Source organism: Telluria sp. BA11, assembly GCF_056680305.1.
This window is the reverse complement of the sequence record NZ_CM155275.1, coordinates 1797255-1814279: the sequence shown is the minus strand read 5'-3', so window position 1 is coordinate 1814279 and position 17025 is coordinate 1797255. Positions and strand designations below refer to the sequence as shown.

Annotated in this window: 16 protein-coding genes; 6 read left to right on the top strand and 10 right to left on the bottom strand. The window is 61.4% G+C overall.

Annotated features, from left to right (window positions below):
* Positions 1 to 4 precede the first annotated feature (4 nt).
* From glyQ to miaB, 6 genes are all read right to left on the bottom strand, one after another.
* Positions 5 to 940 carry a glycine--tRNA ligase subunit alpha gene (gene glyQ, locus AC1MGT_RS07870; RefSeq protein ID WP_499503734.1) on the bottom strand — a complete coding sequence of 312 codons (936 nt, stop codon included), beginning with the start codon at positions 938 to 940 and terminating at the stop codon, positions 5 to 7.
* 122 nt (positions 941 to 1062) lie between these two features.
* A complete protein-coding gene (gene lnt / locus AC1MGT_RS07865) occupies positions 1063 to 2631 on the bottom strand; it encodes an apolipoprotein N-acyltransferase (protein ID WP_499503733.1) in 1569 nt (522 codons plus the stop codon).
* The gene (locus AC1MGT_RS07860; RefSeq protein WP_183556338.1) at positions 2631 to 3509 is read right to left on the bottom strand and encodes a CorC family transporter; all 879 of its coding nucleotides are present in this window, start codon (positions 3507 to 3509) and stop codon (positions 2631 to 2633) included. Before AC1MGT_RS07860 ends, lnt begins: the two co-directional genes overlap by 1 nt.
* 99 nt (positions 3510 to 3608) lie before the next feature.
* Positions 3609 to 4076, bottom strand: coding sequence for an rRNA maturation RNase YbeY (gene ybeY, locus AC1MGT_RS07855; RefSeq protein ID WP_499503732.1), 468 nt, complete (start codon positions 4074 to 4076; stop codon positions 3609 to 3611).
* The gene (locus tag AC1MGT_RS07850) at positions 4051 to 5172 is read right to left on the bottom strand and encodes a PhoH family protein (protein ID WP_499503731.1); all 1122 of its coding nucleotides are present in this window, start codon (positions 5170 to 5172) and stop codon (positions 4051 to 4053) included. The genes ybeY and AC1MGT_RS07850 overlap by 26 nt, the downstream gene beginning before the upstream one ends.
* The gene (gene miaB / locus AC1MGT_RS07845; RefSeq protein WP_499503730.1) at positions 5169 to 6530 is read right to left on the bottom strand and encodes a tRNA (N6-isopentenyl adenosine(37)-C2)-methylthiotransferase MiaB; all 1362 of its coding nucleotides are present in this window, start codon (positions 6528 to 6530) and stop codon (positions 5169 to 5171) included. Before miaB ends, AC1MGT_RS07850 begins: the two co-directional genes overlap by 4 nt.
* Positions 6531 to 7135: 605 nt before the next feature.
* Here miaB and AC1MGT_RS07840 point away from each other — a divergent pair.
* On the top strand, positions 7136 to 7543 hold the full coding sequence (locus AC1MGT_RS07840) for a hypothetical protein (RefSeq protein ID WP_183556342.1): 408 nt from the start codon (positions 7136 to 7138) through the stop codon (positions 7541 to 7543).
* Positions 7544 to 7657: 114 nt separating this feature from the next.
* Here AC1MGT_RS07840 and AC1MGT_RS07835 read toward each other — a convergent pair whose 3' ends face one another.
* Both AC1MGT_RS07835 and AC1MGT_RS07830 read right to left on the bottom strand, forming a co-directional pair.
* A complete protein-coding gene (locus AC1MGT_RS07835) occupies positions 7658 to 8491 on the bottom strand; it encodes an HDOD domain-containing protein (RefSeq protein ID WP_499503729.1) in 834 nt (277 codons plus the stop codon).
* Positions 8488 to 8817: a hypothetical protein gene (locus tag AC1MGT_RS07830; protein WP_499503728.1), complete on the bottom strand. Its 330-nt coding sequence runs from the start codon at positions 8815 to 8817 to the stop codon at positions 8488 to 8490. Before AC1MGT_RS07830 ends, AC1MGT_RS07835 begins: the two co-directional genes overlap by 4 nt.
* 159 nt (positions 8818 to 8976) lie before the next feature.
* On the opposite strand from AC1MGT_RS07830, the gene gstA reads away from it, so the two are divergent.
* The 5 genes from gstA to AC1MGT_RS07805 all read left to right on the top strand — a co-directional run bounded on the left by gstA (position 8977) and on the right by AC1MGT_RS07805 (position 14355).
* Positions 8977 to 9582 carry a glutathione transferase GstA gene (gene gstA / locus AC1MGT_RS07825; protein WP_499503727.1) on the top strand — a complete coding sequence of 202 codons (606 nt, stop codon included), beginning with the start codon at positions 8977 to 8979 and terminating at the stop codon, positions 9580 to 9582.
* Between the two features lies 1 nt (position 9583).
* Positions 9584 to 10147 (top strand): DUF1697 domain-containing protein, encoded by a 564-nt coding sequence (locus AC1MGT_RS07820; protein ID WP_499503726.1) that lies wholly within the window; start codon positions 9584 to 9586, stop codon positions 10145 to 10147.
* Positions 10148 to 10683: 536 nt separating this feature from the next.
* The gene (locus AC1MGT_RS07815) at positions 10684 to 12642 is read left to right on the top strand and encodes an AAA family ATPase (RefSeq protein WP_499503725.1); all 1959 of its coding nucleotides are present in this window, start codon (positions 10684 to 10686) and stop codon (positions 12640 to 12642) included.
* Positions 12643 to 12739: 97 nt separating this feature from the next.
* A complete protein-coding gene (locus AC1MGT_RS07810) occupies positions 12740 to 14008 on the top strand; it encodes a DUF445 domain-containing protein (RefSeq protein WP_499503724.1) in 1269 nt (422 codons plus the stop codon).
* Between the two features lie 14 nt (positions 14009 to 14022).
* The gene (locus AC1MGT_RS07805; RefSeq protein WP_183556349.1) at positions 14023 to 14355 is read left to right on the top strand and encodes a putative signal transducing protein; all 333 of its coding nucleotides are present in this window, start codon (positions 14023 to 14025) and stop codon (positions 14353 to 14355) included.
* Between the two features lie 43 nt (positions 14356 to 14398).
* On the opposite strand, the gene AC1MGT_RS07800 is transcribed toward AC1MGT_RS07805, so the two are convergent.
* Together AC1MGT_RS07800 and AC1MGT_RS07795 are read right to left on the bottom strand one after the other, a co-directional pair.
* Positions 14399 to 15601 (bottom strand): glycosyltransferase family 4 protein, encoded by a 1203-nt coding sequence (locus tag AC1MGT_RS07800; protein WP_499503723.1) that lies wholly within the window; start codon positions 15599 to 15601, stop codon positions 14399 to 14401.
* An 8-nt stretch (positions 15602 to 15609) separates the two neighbouring features.
* On the bottom strand, positions 15610 to 16854 hold the full coding sequence (locus AC1MGT_RS07795; RefSeq protein WP_499503722.1) for a glycosyltransferase: 1245 nt from the start codon (positions 16852 to 16854) through the stop codon (positions 15610 to 15612).
* Between the last annotated feature and the right edge of the window lie 171 nt (positions 16855 to 17025).

The window sequence follows — 17025 nt, the reverse complement described above, 5'->3', positions numbered from 1 at the left end:
CTTTTCAGGCTGCGGCTTGGTCAGCAGCTGGTTCGGCTGGCTTGGCTTGTGGCGCCATCGGGAAGCCCAGCTTTTCGCGCGAGTCGTAATAGGCTTGCGCCACCAGGCGCGACAGCGTGCGCACGCGGCCGATGTAGGCGGCGCGCTCGGTCACGGAAATCGCACCGCGTGCGTCCAGCAGGTTGAAGCTGTGCGAGGCCTTCATGATCTGCTCGTAGGCCGGCAGCGTGAGCGCCAGTTCGACCAGACGCTTGGCTTCCGACTCGTGGTTCGCAAATGCCTGGAACAGCATCTCGGCGTTCGAGTGTTCGAAGTTGTAGGTCGACTGCTCGACCTCGTTCTGATGGAACACGTCGCCGTAGCTCAGGCTCTTGGTCTTGCCGTCTTCCTGCCACTCGGTCCAGACCAGGTCGTACACGTTCTCGACGCCCTGCAGGTACATGGCCAGGCGCTCGATGCCGTACGTGATCTCGCCCAGCACCGGCTTGCAATCGAGACCGCCCACTTGCTGGAAATAGGTGAACTGCGTGACTTCCATGCCGTTGAGCCAGACTTCCCAGCCCAGGCCCCAGGCGCCCAGCGTCGGGCTTTCCCAGTCATCCTCGACGAAGCGCACGTCGTTCTTCTTCAGGTCCAGGCCCAGTGCCTCGAGCGAACCGAGATACAGGTCGAGGATATTCTCTGGCGCGGGTTTGAGCGCTACCTGGAACTGGTAATAGTGCTGGAGGCGGTTCGGGTTCTCGCCGTAACGGCCATCCTTCGGACGGCGCGATGGCTGCACATAGGCGGCGCGCCAAGGCTCCGGGCCGATCGCGCGCAGGAAGGTACCGGTGTGGAAGGTGCCGGCGCCGACTTCCATGTCGTAGGGCTGGAGCAGTGCGCAACCCTGTTTGTCCCAGTAGGACTGCAGGGTGAGGATGATTTGCTGGAATGTGAGCATGTCGAGTGGAACGCGGCCCGTGGACCGTGAACGCGGTATGTTTGCCAAATGGCCAATTCTACTGAATTTTTCGTACCCTCTGGGAAGGGATTTCGGCGGGGTGGGCGGCGATGCCGTCCACCTTACGCTTTTGTGCGCAGATAACGCCGCCCGGCAAACCACGCGCCAAGCAGCATGCATGCCCCCAGCAGCAGGAACGACGCGCTCCCCAGGCGAATGAACGGCGTCATGCCGGTCGCGCCGCGCACGGTGGCGGCGAGCACGCCGTCGGTGTAGAACGGCAGCGCGTGCGTGAGATTGCCGCGGCGGTCGATGATGGCGGTGGCGCCGTCGTTGGTCGCGCGCAGCATCGGACGGCCCGTCTCCAGCGTGCGCATGCGGGAAATCTGCAGGTGCTGCGGGATCGCGACCGATTGGCCATACCACGACAGGTTCGACACGTTCAGCAGCAGCGTCGCCGGTTGCGGCGCGTTGCGCAGCTGGTAGGCGATCTCTTCGCCGAACACGTCTTCGTAGCAGATATTCGGCAGCACCAGCTGGTCCTTGACGGCGAACGGCGCCTGCAGCGCGGCGCCACGGGTGGCGTCGTTCAGCGGAATGTCGAGCATGTCCGTCACCCAGCGAAAGCCCGGCGGGATGAATTCGCCGAACGGCACCAGGTGCGCCTTGTCGTAGCGGTACACGGTGGCCTGGGGCTGCGGCGTCAGCGTGACCAGGCTGTTGCCATATTTGCCCGGGCCGTCGAGCAGGGGCATGCCGATGGCCAGCGTGCTGCTGCTGGTGGTGGCATAGCGCTGCAGACCCGCGAGGTAACCATCCGGCAGATGTTGCGGAAAGGTCGGGATCGCTGTTTCCGGCGTGGCGATCAGGTCGGCCGGCGCCGCCGTGATCAGGCCCTGATAGCGCGTGAGGATACTGTTCAAGAATTCAGCGTCGAACTTGCGGTCTTGCGCAATATTGCCTTGCAGCAGGCGCACGCTGATCGGCTGGCCGACATCCTGCGTCCATTCGACCGTGCGCAGGCCTGCGCCGCCCAGCAGCAGGGCGGCCATCAAACCCATTGCCGGCCAGCGCGCGCGCTGGGTCAGCATCGCGAAACAACCGGCAATGACACCGACGACGATGCCCATGCCGTACACGCCGATCAGCGGCGCGTAACCTGCCAGTGGCGCGAGATCATGTGCGTAGCCGGACGAGGCCCACGGAAAACCGGTGAATACCCAGCCGCGCAGCCATTCCGACACCCCCCAGGTCACGGGCAGCACGAGCAGCAGGAAGGCGGCCACCGGCAGCGACCAGCGGCGGCGCAGCCAGGTGGCCACGCCCGCCGTGAAGGCGCCCCACAGCCCCATGTACAGGCACAGCAGCGTCAAGCCCACCACCGCCAGTACGGCCGGCAAGTGGGCGAAATCGGTCATGAAGACGTACAGCCAGTGCACGCCGGCCAGCGTCCAGCCAAAGCCGAAGGCCCAGCCGATCAGCGTGGCGCGCTTGATGGACGGGCTCATGCCGACCTGGTAGAACAGCCAGGCCAAGGACAGGAATTGCAGCGGCCACCAGCCAACGGGCTGGAACGACAACAGGGAAGAAGCGCCGGCGAGTGCGGCGCCCAGCAGCAGCAGGGCCGAGGGCTTGTTGGCGCGCAGCGCCGGAACCGGCGCTGCGGCTGGGGAGGTACGGCGACGCAGCATCAGTCGTGTTCGTCGTCCGCCAATGGCAGTTTTTCGACCAGCAGGACGTGAATCTGACGCGCGTCGGCGCGCAGCACTTCGAAGCGCACACCGTGCAGATCGACTACTTCGCCCTTGTGGGGCATGTGGCCGAGGTGGCTGGCGACCAGCCCGCCGACGGTGTCGACGTCGTCGTCCGGCAGGTTGGTGCCGACTTCGTCGTTGAACTGCTCGATCTCGGTGAGCGCCTTGACGCGCCAGCGCGGGCCGAGCTGGCCTTCGCGGATCGAGATCACATTGTCTTCTTCTTCGTCGAAATCGTATTCGTCCTCGATGTCGCCGACGATCTGCTCGAGCACGTCTTCGATCGTGATCAGGCCGGCCACGCCGGAATATTCGTCGACCACGATCGCCATGTGATTGTGGTTGGCGCGGAAGTCGCGCAGCAACACGTTCAGGCGTTTCGATTCGGGAATGAACACGGCCGGGCGCAGTTTGGTGCGCACGTCGAATGATTCTTCGGCGTAATAGCGCAGCAAATCCTTGGCCAGCAGGATGCCCACGACCTTGTCGCGTTCACCTTCGATGGCCGGGAAGCGGGAGTGGGCGGTCTCGAGCACGTAGGGCATCCACTCTTCGATGGGCTTCGTGATATCGATCACGTCCATCTGGGAACGGGGCACCATGATGTCGCGCGCGGACAGGTCGGACACCTGGAACACGCCTTCGATCATCGACAGGGCGTCGGCATCGAGAAGGTTGCGTTCGTGGGCGTCGTGCAGGACTTCCAGCAGCTCTGCGCGGTTTTCAGGCTCGGGGGAGATGAATGCGGTCAACCTTTCCAGCAGGGACCGATGGGGTTTGGCGTCCGGACGGACGTCACTGGGATACTCGGGCATAGTTGGCGAGAAGCCGTTGTTGCGATGGGCGTAGGATACACCAAAAGGCACATTGCCTGTTTTTGATGCAGGCCAGGCTGACGTTCAAGCCATCTTCACTCAGTCCGCATAGGGATCCGGGAACCCCAGTACTTCCATGATGTCGCGCTCGAACTGTTCCATTTCTTCGGCATCGTCATCATTGTCGTGGTCCCAGCCCTGCGCATGCAGCACGCCGTGCACGACCAGATGCGCCGTGTGTTCCTCGACGGTTTTCTTTTGCTCGTCGGCTTCGCGCTGCAGCACGTCGGTGCACAGGACGATGTCGGCCTTGACCGGATCGTCCTCGGCCAGGTCTTCATCTTCGTTGTAGGCGAAGGTGAGGACGTTGGTCGCGTAGTCCTTGCCCCGATACGCCAGGTTCAGCGCCTGGCCTTCGGCCGCGTCGACAAAGCGGATCGTCAGTTCGGCCGGGCCGAGCAGGGCAGACTCGACCCAGGTACGCAAGGTGGCCTCGGGCAGCAGGCTTTCCAGGCGCAGGTCGGCGAACTGCACCTCGAGTTCAAGCGGATGTTTTTTTTCTTGCATTTTTCACCGGGATCGGTTTGGGGAGATCGGCCAGTTCCTGTACCGAATTGTCGGATTCGTAGGCATCGATGATGCGCCCGACCAGCGGGTGCCGCACCACGTCCACGCTCGAGAACTGGGAAAAGGCAATGCCGCGCACGTCCCTGAGCACGTGCATGGCGTCGACCAGGCCGCTGCGCTGGTTCTTGTGCAGGTCGACCTGGGTCACGTCGCCGGTGATCACGGCCTTGCTGCCAAAGCCGATACGGGTCAGGAACATCTTCATCTGCTCGACGGTCGTGTTCTGCGCTTCATCGAGGATGACGAATGCGTGGTTCAGCGTGCGCCCGCGCATGTAGGCCAGCGGGGCGATCTCGATGACCTGCTTTTCGAACAGCTTTTGCGTGCGGTCGAAGCCGAGCAGGTCGTACAGCGCGTCGTACAGCGGACGCAGGTACGGGTCGACCTTTTGCGCCAGATCGCCCGGCAGGAAGCCCAGGCGCTCGCCGGCCTCGACTGCAGGCCGGGTCAGGATGATGCGCTTGACGGCATCACGCTCGAGCGCGTCCACGGCGCAGGCGACGGCCAGGTAGGTCTTGCCGGTGCCGGCCGGGCCCACACCGAAGGCGATGTCATGGTTCAGCACATCGTTGAGGTACTGGATCTGGTGCGGCGTGCGCCCGCGCAGGTCGCTGCGGCGGGTTCTCAGGGCCGGGCTGTCGGTGTCGTTGGGTGCAACGTCGTCCTGCGCGTCGGCCTGCGCCATGTCGGGCACGGCCTTGACCGCCTTAACGCCCTTGATGGCGCGCGGCTCGCCGCCTGGGGCGTCGAGGCTGCGCGGCTTGATGCCGGCGCGCTGCTCGACCAGGGCCAGCTGCACTTCTTCGATCGGCACGACCTTGTTGGCGACCGCGTAGAAGCGTTCGAGCAATTCGACAGCGCGCTCGGCGTTGTCGCCGGTGACGATGAATTTCTCGCCACGGCGAAATACGGTCACGTCGAGCGCGGCCGAGATCTGGCGCAGGTTTTCATCGAGTGGACCGCACAGGTGGGCAAGCCGCGTGTTGTCGAGCGGCTCAGGAATGAAGTACGAGGGCTGGGTTGGCTGTGTTTTCAACTGGCGATGGCAATCGTATCAAGGTTGGCGACGAGTTCGCCGCGCAAATAATAATCGTGGCTGGCGCTGATGCGCACATCGACCAGCTGGCCGATGAGCTGGACACTGGCTGCATCCACGGGGAACAGGACGACGCGGTTGTTCTCGGCGCGGCCCTGGAGCTGGGTTACATCTTTCTTGGCATACCCTTCGACCAGCACGCGCTGCACCGTGCCGACCATGGCGGCGCTGTGCTTGCGGGTGTTGGCATCGATCAGGGCTTGCAGGCGCTGCAGGCGCGCCAGCTTGACCTCGTGCGGCGTGTCGTCTTCAAGATTCGCGGCCGGCGTGCCGGGGCGTTTGCTGAAGATGAAGCTGAAGCTGTTGTCGAAATTGACGTCGGCCACCAGTTTCATCATCGCCTCGAAGTCGGCCTCGGTCTCGCCGGGAAAGCCCACGATGAAGTCGGACGAGAACGTGATGTCGGGACGCACCGCGCGGATGCGGCGGATGATCGATTTGTACTCGAGGCCCGTGTAGCCGCGCTTCATGGCCGACAGGATGCGGTCGGAGCCATGCTGCACGGGCAGGTACAGGTGGTTCACCAGTTGCGGGATCTTGGCGTAGGCGTCGATCAGGCGCTGGCTGAATTCTTTCGGGTGGCTGGTCACGAAGCGCAGGCGCTCGACGCCGGGGATCTCGGCGATGTATTCGAGCAGCAGCGCGAAGTCGGCGATCTCGCCGTTTTCCATGGTGCCGCGGAACGCATTCACGTTCTGGCCCAGGAGCATGATTTCCTTGACGCCTTGCGCGGCCAGGCCTGCGACCTCGGTCAGCACGTCGTCGAAGCGGCGCGAGACTTCCTCGCCGCGGGTGTACGGGACGACGCAGTAGCTGCAGTACTTGCTGCAACCTTCCATGATCGACACATACGCCACAGGGCCGTCGACCTTGGCCGGCGGCAAGTGATCGAACTTTTCGATCTCGGGGAAGGCGATGTCGACCTGGGCCACGCCGGATGCGCGCCGGTCGCTGATCAGCTTGGGCAGGCGGTGCAGCGTTTGCGGGCCGAACACGACATCGACAAACGGGGCGCGCTTGATGATGGCCTGGCCTTCTTGCGAAGCAACGCAGCCGCCCACGCCAATGACGAGGTCAGGCTTGTTGCGCTTGAGTTCACGCAGGCGGCCAAGATCGGAGAACACTTTCTCTTGCGCTTTTTCGCGGATCGAGCACGTGTTAAGCAGGATGACGTCCGCGTCTTCCGGCTTGTCGGTGCGTACCAACCCGTCCGAGGCGCCAAGGACATCGACCATCTTGTCCGAGTCGTACTCGTTCATCTGGCAACCGAAGGTTTTGATAAAGACTTTTTTCTGCATGGAGAGGGTAGTTGGGGACGAATTGCTGTGCCGACAAGGCTGGGGGATCAGTTTACCGTAATTCGGTATTGACCCGATAAAAACACGGGCAGGAAAGAACGAATCATTCCGAAGGGAATGTTAAGTTCCTTTACCTAAAGTAATCATCGTTTTATTTACAATGTTAAATGTCCGCTAGCGAACATACTTTATTTTCGTCGCCGTATGGCGTCACGTGCACTAAGTATTTCTCTATGTAAATCAAAGAGTTCCGTGATCATTCTGATTGGAAAAATTTATCAGGGAAATCTCTTGCGTGCGCCACAATGTGCCCCCATGTGCTGAAATGCAAACGTGACAAGCTTTCCATACGTTAGCTTGATTTCTGACAAGGAGTCACGTGCGCAGGGTCGGCCTCGATCCGGCGCGCGCCGCCATAATTTGTTTGAAAGACAAGTGCGCTTGCAGAAACGACGTAGTGCACGGCAAGACCGGAATTCTTAAGGAACTACTCAGATTCGCCCTGTTTAATTCCTGAACACGTTCCGGGAACTTAAGTCGAAGACATGTTGTCTCCTACTAAGGTTCACAAGGGAACTATTTTAACCAACTCGTGAGGTAATATCATGGCACAACAACATCACGCTCTGTCGTCGCAAGAGAGTTACAACCCGAACCATCTGCTCGACATTCTGCTGGGTAAGATGCAGCTGAAGAACGACGCTGCGCTGTCGCGCATGCTCGAGGTGGCGCCGCCCGTGATCAGCAAGATTCGTCACCACCGTCTGCCGGTTGGCGCGTCGCTGCTGATCCGCATGCACGAAGTGACGGGCATGAGCATCCGTGACCTGCGTGATCTGATGGGCGATCGCCGCACCAAGTACCGTCTGTCGGATGCACAAGGCCGTCCAAAGCCAGAAGAAAAAGCAGCAGCAGCCGCTGCCGCAGCAGCTCAGCAGGCAGGTCAGCCAGCACAGGGTCAGGCAAATCAGTCGGGCGACGTGACGCCAAAAACCGGTAATTATGCGCACTGAAATCGTGGGCATGGCAGCCGTTTCTGTCATGCCTTCGTTGTTGGCGTGCCGCGGCGCCGCCTGAGTGGCGCCGCACCGCAGTTTTCTCCGTACTACCTGATTCCGTCCTGCGGCCTACGCCAACAGGATGGCGGTCATTTCTTCAAATTGCAGCTCCGTCTCGCGGAACACCTGCAACCACGCTTCCTCGGATAATCCCAGCGCCGTCCAGGCGACACTCGACACCGTCGGCACCACCTCGTTCGCATAGCCCGCCAGATCGAGCGCATGCGCCACAGCGCTTGCCACATGCACGATGGTGGCCAGGAAACCCGCACCCGGCATCTCCGGCTGACCATGGAACGCGATGGCCTGGCGCAGCGTATCCGAAAATTGCCAGTGTTCGGCCAGTGCCCGGCCTGCCAGCACGTGGTCGACACCCAGCATGGCGCGCTCCGTCTCGAGCAGATCGCCATCGACGCGCTCGCGTTCGCGCAGGACGGCGTCGTATTGCTCGGGATAACGCATCACCAGCACCAGGCGACCGATGCCGTGCAACAGGCCGGCCGTAAACGCCACGTCCGGATTGAAGTGCATGTGCCGCGCCAGCACCCGCGCGCAGGCAGCCGTGGCGATCGACAGGCGCCAGAAGGCCTTGTCATTGAATGCCGGGCAGCGGCCGCTGGGAAAACAGCCGGTGATCGATGCCGCCATGATCAGGTTGCGCGTTGCTTGCACGCCCAGGAACGTCAATGCCTGCTGGATCGTCGTGACCTTGACCTGCAGGCCGAAGGCCGACGAATTGGCCAGGCGCAGTGTCTTGGCAGTCAGCGCCTGATCAAGCGCCACCTTTTTGGCCAGCAAGGCCAGATCGGCATCTTCCTGGTCGATGCTGCCCAGCAGCTCCATCACGACAGCAGGCAGCGAGGGCAGGTCGTCCAGGCCGGCCGTCAATTCATCGAGGGTCATGGCGCCACCTGCCGCTCGAGCCGGTAATCCTCGACGTAGCGGCGCAGCAGGTTGCCGGCCCAGTCGTTGTCGTCGTCGCGGTCGTGCCGGCGGAACAGGATGTCGAGCCGCGCTTGCACCGCGGCCGCATCCGGCGCGCGGTGCGCTTCGACGCGCGCCACCGGCACCATGTCGATCTGATGGCGCGCGAACGACGCGATGATCGCCTCGCTCAAGACCGTGCCTTTGGCCAGCAGCACCAGGCCGTGGCTGTCGAGCAGCTCATCCGACAGCACCATGCCCGGCAAGGCGCTGGCTACCGGGACCAGCGCGTGATCGTCGCTCATAGTTTCCTCCATTCAATACTCTGGAGATGGTATCACCGGTGTGCAGGCCGATCACGACGGCGACGCAATATGTCGCATTCATGCCGCACGACTTGTGGCTGGAGGGCGGTACCAAAATACTGTAGGCTTTTGCCATCCATCATTATTTTCAGGAACCCCGTGAAACTCTATTTCAGTCCCGGCGCCTGCTCGCTTGCGCCCCGTATCGCCCTGATCGTCTCCGGCCTGCCGTTCGACAGCGAGCGCGTCAATCTGCGCACCAAGCTGACCGAAGGCGGCGACGATTTCCGGGCCATCAATCCCAAAGGCTATGTGCCGGCGCTGGCGCTGGAAGATGGCCACCTGCTCACCGAGAGCCAGGTCATCCTGCAGTACGTGGCCGACCAGGCCCCGGCAGGCGTGCTGGCGCCTGCCCTCGGCACGTTTGAGCGCTACGAATCGATGGAATGGCTGGCGTGGACATCGACCGAGCTGCACAAGCGCTTTTCGCCCATCTTCGCACCGGGCGCGTCGAGCGATGCCAAGGAATCGGCCTGGGCAGCACTGGCGGCGCCACTGACGTATGTGGCGGGCCAGATCGGCGACGACGGGTACCTGATCGGGAACAGTTTCACCGTGGCCGATGCCTACCTGTTCACAGTCCTGAACTGGGTGGGGTTCACCAGCTTTTCGCTGGATAACTGGCCGGCATTGCAGGCCTATCATGCGCGCATCAAGACGCTGCCTGCGGTGCAGGAAGCGTTGCGCCAGGAAGGGTTGCAATAGCATGGGGACCGACACCGCGCCGCGGTTGCGCTACATTGCCCTGCTGCGCGGTGTGAACGTCGGTCGCGCCAAACGCATTGCGATGGCCGACCTGCGTCAACTGGTCGAAGACCTTGGCTATACGGGCGTGCGCAGTCTGCTCAATAGCGGCAATATCGTGTTCGACGCCGCCGTCCCGCCCGTCGATGCGGCGCAAGAGATCGAAGCGGCAATCGCCCTGCATCTGGGTGTCAGCGCGCGCGTGTTCGTGTTCGCATGCGATGAAGTGGCCGAGATCGTTGACGACAACCCCTTGCTGCACGTTGCCACTGACCACGCGCGCCTGTTCGTCTTCCTGCTGGCAGGTGCGCCGCAACGGGCGTTGGCGGCCGACCTGTGCGGCCAGGATTGGGCGCCCGAGACGGTGGCGCTTGGACGTCACGCAGTCTACGTCTGGTGTCCGCAAGGCTTGCTCGACAGCGCAACCGCGGCAGCGCTCGGCAAGCGGTTGGGGGATGGCGCCACGTCGCGCAACTGGAATACGATGATCAAATTGCATGGCCTGTGCTGCGCTGGCGCCGATTAACTGACGCCTGTCTGAATAAGCATTTGCCGCCTTTGGTGGCATAAATATTATTAACCGATTCTCTCCGGCTGGTTTTTCCAATCGGTGCCAGTTTGCATGCCTTTTCTGAAGCAGTTGCAGAAATAGCCATCACTTTCGATACCGATAACGTCACATTGCATGCAGTCTGAAAAAGTTGACTGTGGTAAATATGCAGCGCTCAGCAATATAGGTATGCATTCTCCACGCATTTCATCATGCCGTTCTCGCAAGTATTTCCGATTTATTTGACACACTCATCACGAATGCTGTCAGTCGGATAATCAATTCTCTTATCAAGACTTTCATTCGCCTTAAATCGCGTGCGTTTTTGACTTTTTGGTATTCCCGGCGGTTTTTTTTGAAGGTATAGTCTTCTTACTCCCTTGCCGCCAAGCATCAAAAAGCAAGCCGCAAGACCTCGAATTCGTCGGCCCATTGCCGACGCCGGCGACCGTTACCGGTGGCATGGCACCCCAGTCTCTCTTTGCTTCACGCATTTTCGACGAGTACACCTTATGCCCAATTTTTCCCGTCTCCAGATTGCATTCAAGAACGTCTACGTCCGCATCCTCGCCGTCATCCTGATGGGCATGCTGGTGACGCTGGCGATCTTCAAATCCAATGTGCCGCAGGACGCGCGCCCGGTGGTCCATTCGCAGAACATCGCCGAGATTACCGCACTGGCCAGCCAGAAAGCCCGGCTGGAATACCTCTTGATTGCCAAACCGCTGTCCGAAGCGCCGCGTTATATCTACAAGTTCAAGGATTCGGCAGCACTGAACGTGGTCAAGGTACCAAGCACGTCACACCTGTCGCTCGAGCGCGAAGTGCTGCTCAAGAACGCGATTCCGTATTCGATCGCCAAGGACGACTACCTGGCGGCCCACGAAGCCGTCATGGACGAAGGCGAAAGCACGCTGGCGCGCACCGGCGCCTTCTTCAAGCAGAACGCGTTCAACATCGCGATCGTGCTGCTGGTGCTGTACCTCATCAAATTCGGCATGCCGGGCACGGGCATGAGCGCATCGGTCATCAGCCCGGACAAGCTCAAGGGCAGCATGGATGACCTGATCGGCATGGAAGACATCAAGCAGGAAGTGCTGCACCTGGAAGAAATGATCCGCAACCGCGCCGAGTACCAGTCGCACAATATCGACAAGCCGTTCAACGTGATGCTCACCGGCCCGGCCGGCACCGGCAAGACCAAGCTCGTCGGCTACCTGGCCAAGCGCCTGAATTTGCCGATGATTTCGGCGTCCGGCTCGGCGCTCGAATCAGGCTATGTCGGCGGCGGCTCCAAGGCGCTGAACGCCTTGCACCGCAAAGCCTGCGCCAAGGGCAAGTGCATCATCTTCCTCGACGAAGCGCAGAGCCTCTTCATGCCGCGCGGGCGCAGCGAAAAGAAATGGGAAGACGACACCGCCAACACGATGCTTGGCCTGCTGGACGGCGTGAAAAGCGACAAGGGCGCGGGCGTCATCTGGATCGTCGCCTCGAACTTCGATGACAGCTCGACCGAGATGGACGAAGCGATGCTGCGCCGCTTCTCGGTCAAGATCAACTTCCGCCTGCCGAACAAGGCCGAGCGCCGCGAACTGCTGCGCAGCTTCCTGTCGCGCAAGAAGGATGGCCTCGTCGACTGGAACGACCTGAACCTGGACCAGGTCGCCGAGATCACCCAGAACCTGAGCCCGGCATTGCTGGAAACCGTGGTCGAACGCGCCAGCATGCTGTCGATCCAGGAAAAGACGATCATCAACACGAACCTGCTGTTCCGGGCCTACGAGCGCGCCACGATCGGCCTGACCGACCGCGCCACGACGCTCGACAAGCACAAGCAGCGCGAGCGGATCGCCCTGCACGAGCTGGGTCACTTCTTCATGCAGATCGACCCGTTTCTGCGTCAGGGCCTGACGCTGGCCGAAGTCAAGGAACGCTCGCACTTGCTCAAGATCAGCACCGAAGCAGTGTCGAAGATCGGCGCGCTGGGCTATGTGCTGCAGTCGGGCGAAGACATGTCGCTGCGCACACTGGAAGAACTCGAGCGCGACGTCGTGGGCCTGTACGGCGGCGTCGCGGCCGAAGAAATGTTCTACGGTCCGCGCGGTATTTCGGTGGGCAGCCAGAACGACATCGAAAAGATCACCAGGATGCTCAACCTGATGGTGAGCCGCCTGTCGATGTATTCGCGCTCGAAGATCGATTACAGCCAGTTGCAGAAGGATATCGGCGGCGAGCACACCGTGCGGCTGGTGGAAGAAAAGGCCGATGCCCTGTACAGCTACACGCTGGACGCGATCCGCGACTACAAGCTGATGATGGAGTCGCTCAAGGACACGCTGCTGGAGCAGTACGTGCTGTCGAAGGACGAAGTGTTCGCGCTGCTGGAAGAACGCAGCGAACTCCTGCTGCCGCAGTTGCATGGACAGCGCTGCGCGAAGCTGACCTTGTGCGAGGAAGAAGTGGCGGCGTAAGGCGGGTGCTGGCACTGGTGCGCTGAAGGCAGCCGGCGCGTCACGCGCGGGCAAAGTCGGCTAGCATGGCAGCATCGCCACAGCCGGGCCGCCCCGCATGCAAAAGCACGACGAACTGCGCAAGTCCAAACTGATCGCCCTTGGCTTCTTTGTCGGCGCAGCCGTGCTGTTCGTGGTCAGCCTGCTGCTGCCCCAGACCTGGTGGACGGGCCTGTTGCGCGCGTTTTCCGAAGCCGCGATGGTGGGCGCGCTGGCCGACTGGTTCGCGGTGGTGGCGCTGTTCAAGCGCATCCCGATTCCGATCATCTCGCGCCACACTGCCATCATCCCCGGCAACAAGGACAAGATCGCCGACAACCTGGCGCTGTTCGTGCGCGAAAAATTCCTCGACACCGAGTCGATCCTCAAGCTGATCCGCCGCCACGACCCGGTACAACTGCTGGCCGACTGGCTGGCGAAACCCGCCAACACCGAACTGATGGGCGCGCACCTGGTGCGCGCTGCCACCTTCATGCTCGACTTCATCGAGGATGCACCGGTGCAGAACGTCATCCGGCGCGCGGTGCACACGATGGTGGGCAGCGTCGACTTGTCGAAGTCCGGCGGCGCCATCCTCGAGAGCCTGACGCGCGGCCGGCGCCACCAGCAGCTGCTCGACGAAGGCATCCGCCAGCTCGCCCATCTGCTGGACAATACCGAGACCCAGGGCGCCATCGCGGGTGGCATTGTCGACTGGCTCAAGGAAGACTACGCGCTGGTCGAACGCATGCTGCCGTCCGAACTCATTGGCCGCAAGGGCGCCGACATCGCCGTGCGCCTGGCCTCGGGTATTCTCAACAAGGTCGCGGCCGACCCCGCGCACCCGCTGCGTGAACGCTTCGACGAGTACGTGGCCGATTTCATCGAGCGCATGAAGGCCGATCCCGACTTTATTGCCAAGGCCGACGACGTCAAGCGCTACCTGCTCGAAGACGACACGTTCAATGGCTACGTCGGTTCGCTGTGGGCCGAACTGAAGGCGTGGCTCAAGCGCGATCTGGCCAGCGACGATTCGAGCATGCGCCGCCGCATCATCGGCATGGGTGCCTGGATCGGCAAGGCGCTGGGCGACGATCCGCAGCTGCGCCAGTCGCTGCAAGAGAACCTCGAGGCTGCCGCCCGTGGCGTGGCGCCCGAATTCGCAGGCTACCTGACGCGCCACATCGCCGACACCGTCAAGCAATGGGACGACCGCGAAATGTCGGCCCAGATCGAACTCAATATCGGCAAGGACCTGCAATACATCCGCATCAACGGCACTATCGTCGGCGGGATGATCGGTGTGGTCCTGTACCTGTTGTCGCACCTTCCCGCACTGCTGCGCTAAGCCAAGGAACCCAGATGCACACGCTCTCCCTGAACGACTGGCTCGCCGCCCACCCCGATATCGAAGCCGTGCCCGAGCGCGATTTATATGTCGTGGCGCGCTACATGATTCCCGTGGACGCCACCCTGGCGCAGGGCTGCCTGGAAGCATCGGGCATCCCGGCGATGCTGGCCGACGCGCACCTGATGCAGACCGACCTTCTGCTGGCGCCCGCGCTGGGCGGCGTGCGGCTCCTGGTCCCGGCCGAGCACGTGCAGGCAGCGCACGAGGTGCTGCTGGCGCTGGCGCGCGGGGACTTCGCGCTTGATGAAGATGCGCCCGATGGCGAGTGGCGCACGCCGACTTGACGGCGCCTGTCCGGCAATCGCGCCACACGAGGCAACCGGCTGACTACGCAGGCTGGCCAGTCTCGACGATCGCCTCGAAGTGTTTGAGAAGTCCTTCTGCCACATTGTCCCAAGTGTTTTCCAGCGCGTAATCACGTAGCCGCTCCGGATCCCAGGTCTGCGCCAGAGCCAGGCTGATGGCTTGCGCGAACGGCTCGGGCTGTCTGGTGTCGACGAGGATTCCCAGGTCCGGTCCGGTGATGATCTCGGGCACGCCCCAGGTACGATGGGCCACCACCGGCGTGGCGCACGCCATGGCCTCGAGGATGACATTGGGCCAGCCTTCCTTTTCACTCGCGAGGCAGAACACGTCAGCGCAAGAGTACCAGGTATGCAAGTCAGTGTTCAGCACGGCGCCAGCCCACACGATCTGGTTGGCAATCCCGAGCTCTGCCGCCAGGGCACGCAGCCTGGCCTCGCAGTCGCCTTCCTCGCCCCCTTGCCCCACGATGATCAAGCACAGATCCGTCAGACCTTCGGCGCGCAGCAAAGCGTGGGCTCGCAGCAGGATATCCACGCCTTTGCGTGGTACCAAATGGGACACCGAGAGCATGTAGCGTTTGCCAGGCGGTAGGCCGAGCGCTTTGCGGGCATCGGCTTTCGCGGTGGGACGAAACCGTTTGGTGTCAACGCCGTTGGTCGAGGCGTGGCCCTTGTCCGACGGCGCTCCCAGCCTTATGGCGCCGTCCACCAGTGCTCTGGCAACGCCAAAGTAACGTGCGCTATGACGCAGGGCGAACAGCACTTGCCGAATCCGCACGGGAAAGCGGGGAAGATCGTTGATGTCGTGGCCGCGCAAGGTGACCACATAGGGCTTGCCAAGGACGCGCGAAACCAGGGCACCGGCAAACCCTTCGGGAAACGCCAAGTGGCAATCGAGCATATCGATCTTGTTCCTGAGGCCATGGGATTCGATGAAGCGCCAGAGCGCGAAGGCCAGGAACACACCTTCCAGAGGCTTGCATACTGCGGGAATGGAGAAAAATTTCGGGAAATACGTGGGGTACGCGTTCTCGTCGGTTCGCGAGGCGATCTGGCTCCGGTTGGCATAACGTGGAAAGTATCGCTCGCCAGGAAACCAGGGAATCGGTGAGACCACGATCAGATCGACCTTGTCGGACAATGCATCCAGCCGCTGCTTCACGAATTGGGCATGTACCGGCATCTGCGGATTGGGAAACATGGTGGCGATGCAGAGAATGCGCATACGACTCTTCATACGTCGTCCATGACATCGGACAGGAAGCGGCTCGCTTTCGCCTCCCAGCTTTCGCTCTGAAGAAAGCGCTCGAGGCTGGTGTGCGAGTCGCCTGACTGGGTCAAGGCGCCCGATTCGATCGTGGCCAGGGCCGATGCCACAGCCTGGGGAAGTGCTTCCGGCCCCGCCAGGGTCAGGTACGGGGCGAGCCGGATCGCTTCAGGAAGGGGGGACGCGATGACCGGCTTGCCCGTGGCCAGGTACTCCTTGAGCTTGAGAGGATTGATGTTCCAGGTTGATTCATTGACCACGTAAGGCAGGATGCAGAGGTCGAAATGGGCAACGTGTCCGGGCAAATCGGCATAGGGCACTGCGCCGAAAAAACGCAGATTCGGCACATCGCGGAATTCACCCGGATCGCGATCCACGACTGGCCCCAGCACGACGAAGGTCGCTTGCGGTGACAAAAGGGCTGCCGCCTTGAGGGCTGGTCCATCGACACGCTGATCGAATACGCCGAACATGCCGACCATGGGATGTGGCACGTCGGCCAGGGGACTCGAAGGATCCGGCATGGCGTCGGAAAAATGCGCGAGGTCCACCCCATGGGTCAGCAAGGTCGAAGCGCTCGCGAAAGGGGCGCGGGTTTCAAGAATCGAGGTGGATGTGGCAATCATGAGATCGCAAGCATTCAACGTTTCTTGCTCCAGGCGATGCATGGCTTGGCCATTGATCCCGTGCCAATGCGTGAAGTCGTCCACACAGTAATAGACCTTGCGCCTGAAAATATGATCGCGAAAGAGGCCGGGGACGATGGGCGATGTACTTACCAGGATGGGATGCTTGCCCGGTGCCACATGCCGGAGCGCCTCATAAACGGCGCCAGAGAGAAGGTGGTGATTCAGTGCAGTGGATGTGGGCCCTTGGAACGAGGGCCACATGACCGGATTGACGATATAGGGGAAAACGCTGTCCTTGCATAATGGTGCAGAGCGCATGTTCCCAACATCACTCGATCGATCTTCCGAGCGTGTTCTGAACCTGGCATCGGGACGAATCCAGGAGCGAATAACCTGCATCGTCCTTTTGAAGTCATGCCAGTTGAATCGAGGCGTACGCAAGCCAATGGTATTCACCCAGATAACTTGGACCTGCGGAATAATCCTCAAGAACAAATGCTGGCAACTTGACGGGTGGCGGCCCCAATCGTCGGAAAAAACGACAAATACATATTGGGACAATTGCTGTTTAAGGTGTGGCATTCAGGCCAATGGTTTGAAAAGGGCACTTGGGCAAAGTAAGGAACCTGCAAGCGCCTGTGAATAAGACAGAGTCATGAACGAATTCGTTCATGATATCACCCGGCGCCATGCTGATCGCTGCCTAATTCGTTTTTTGGCCCTGGAAACCGTTAAAGCTATTCAAGTCGCATA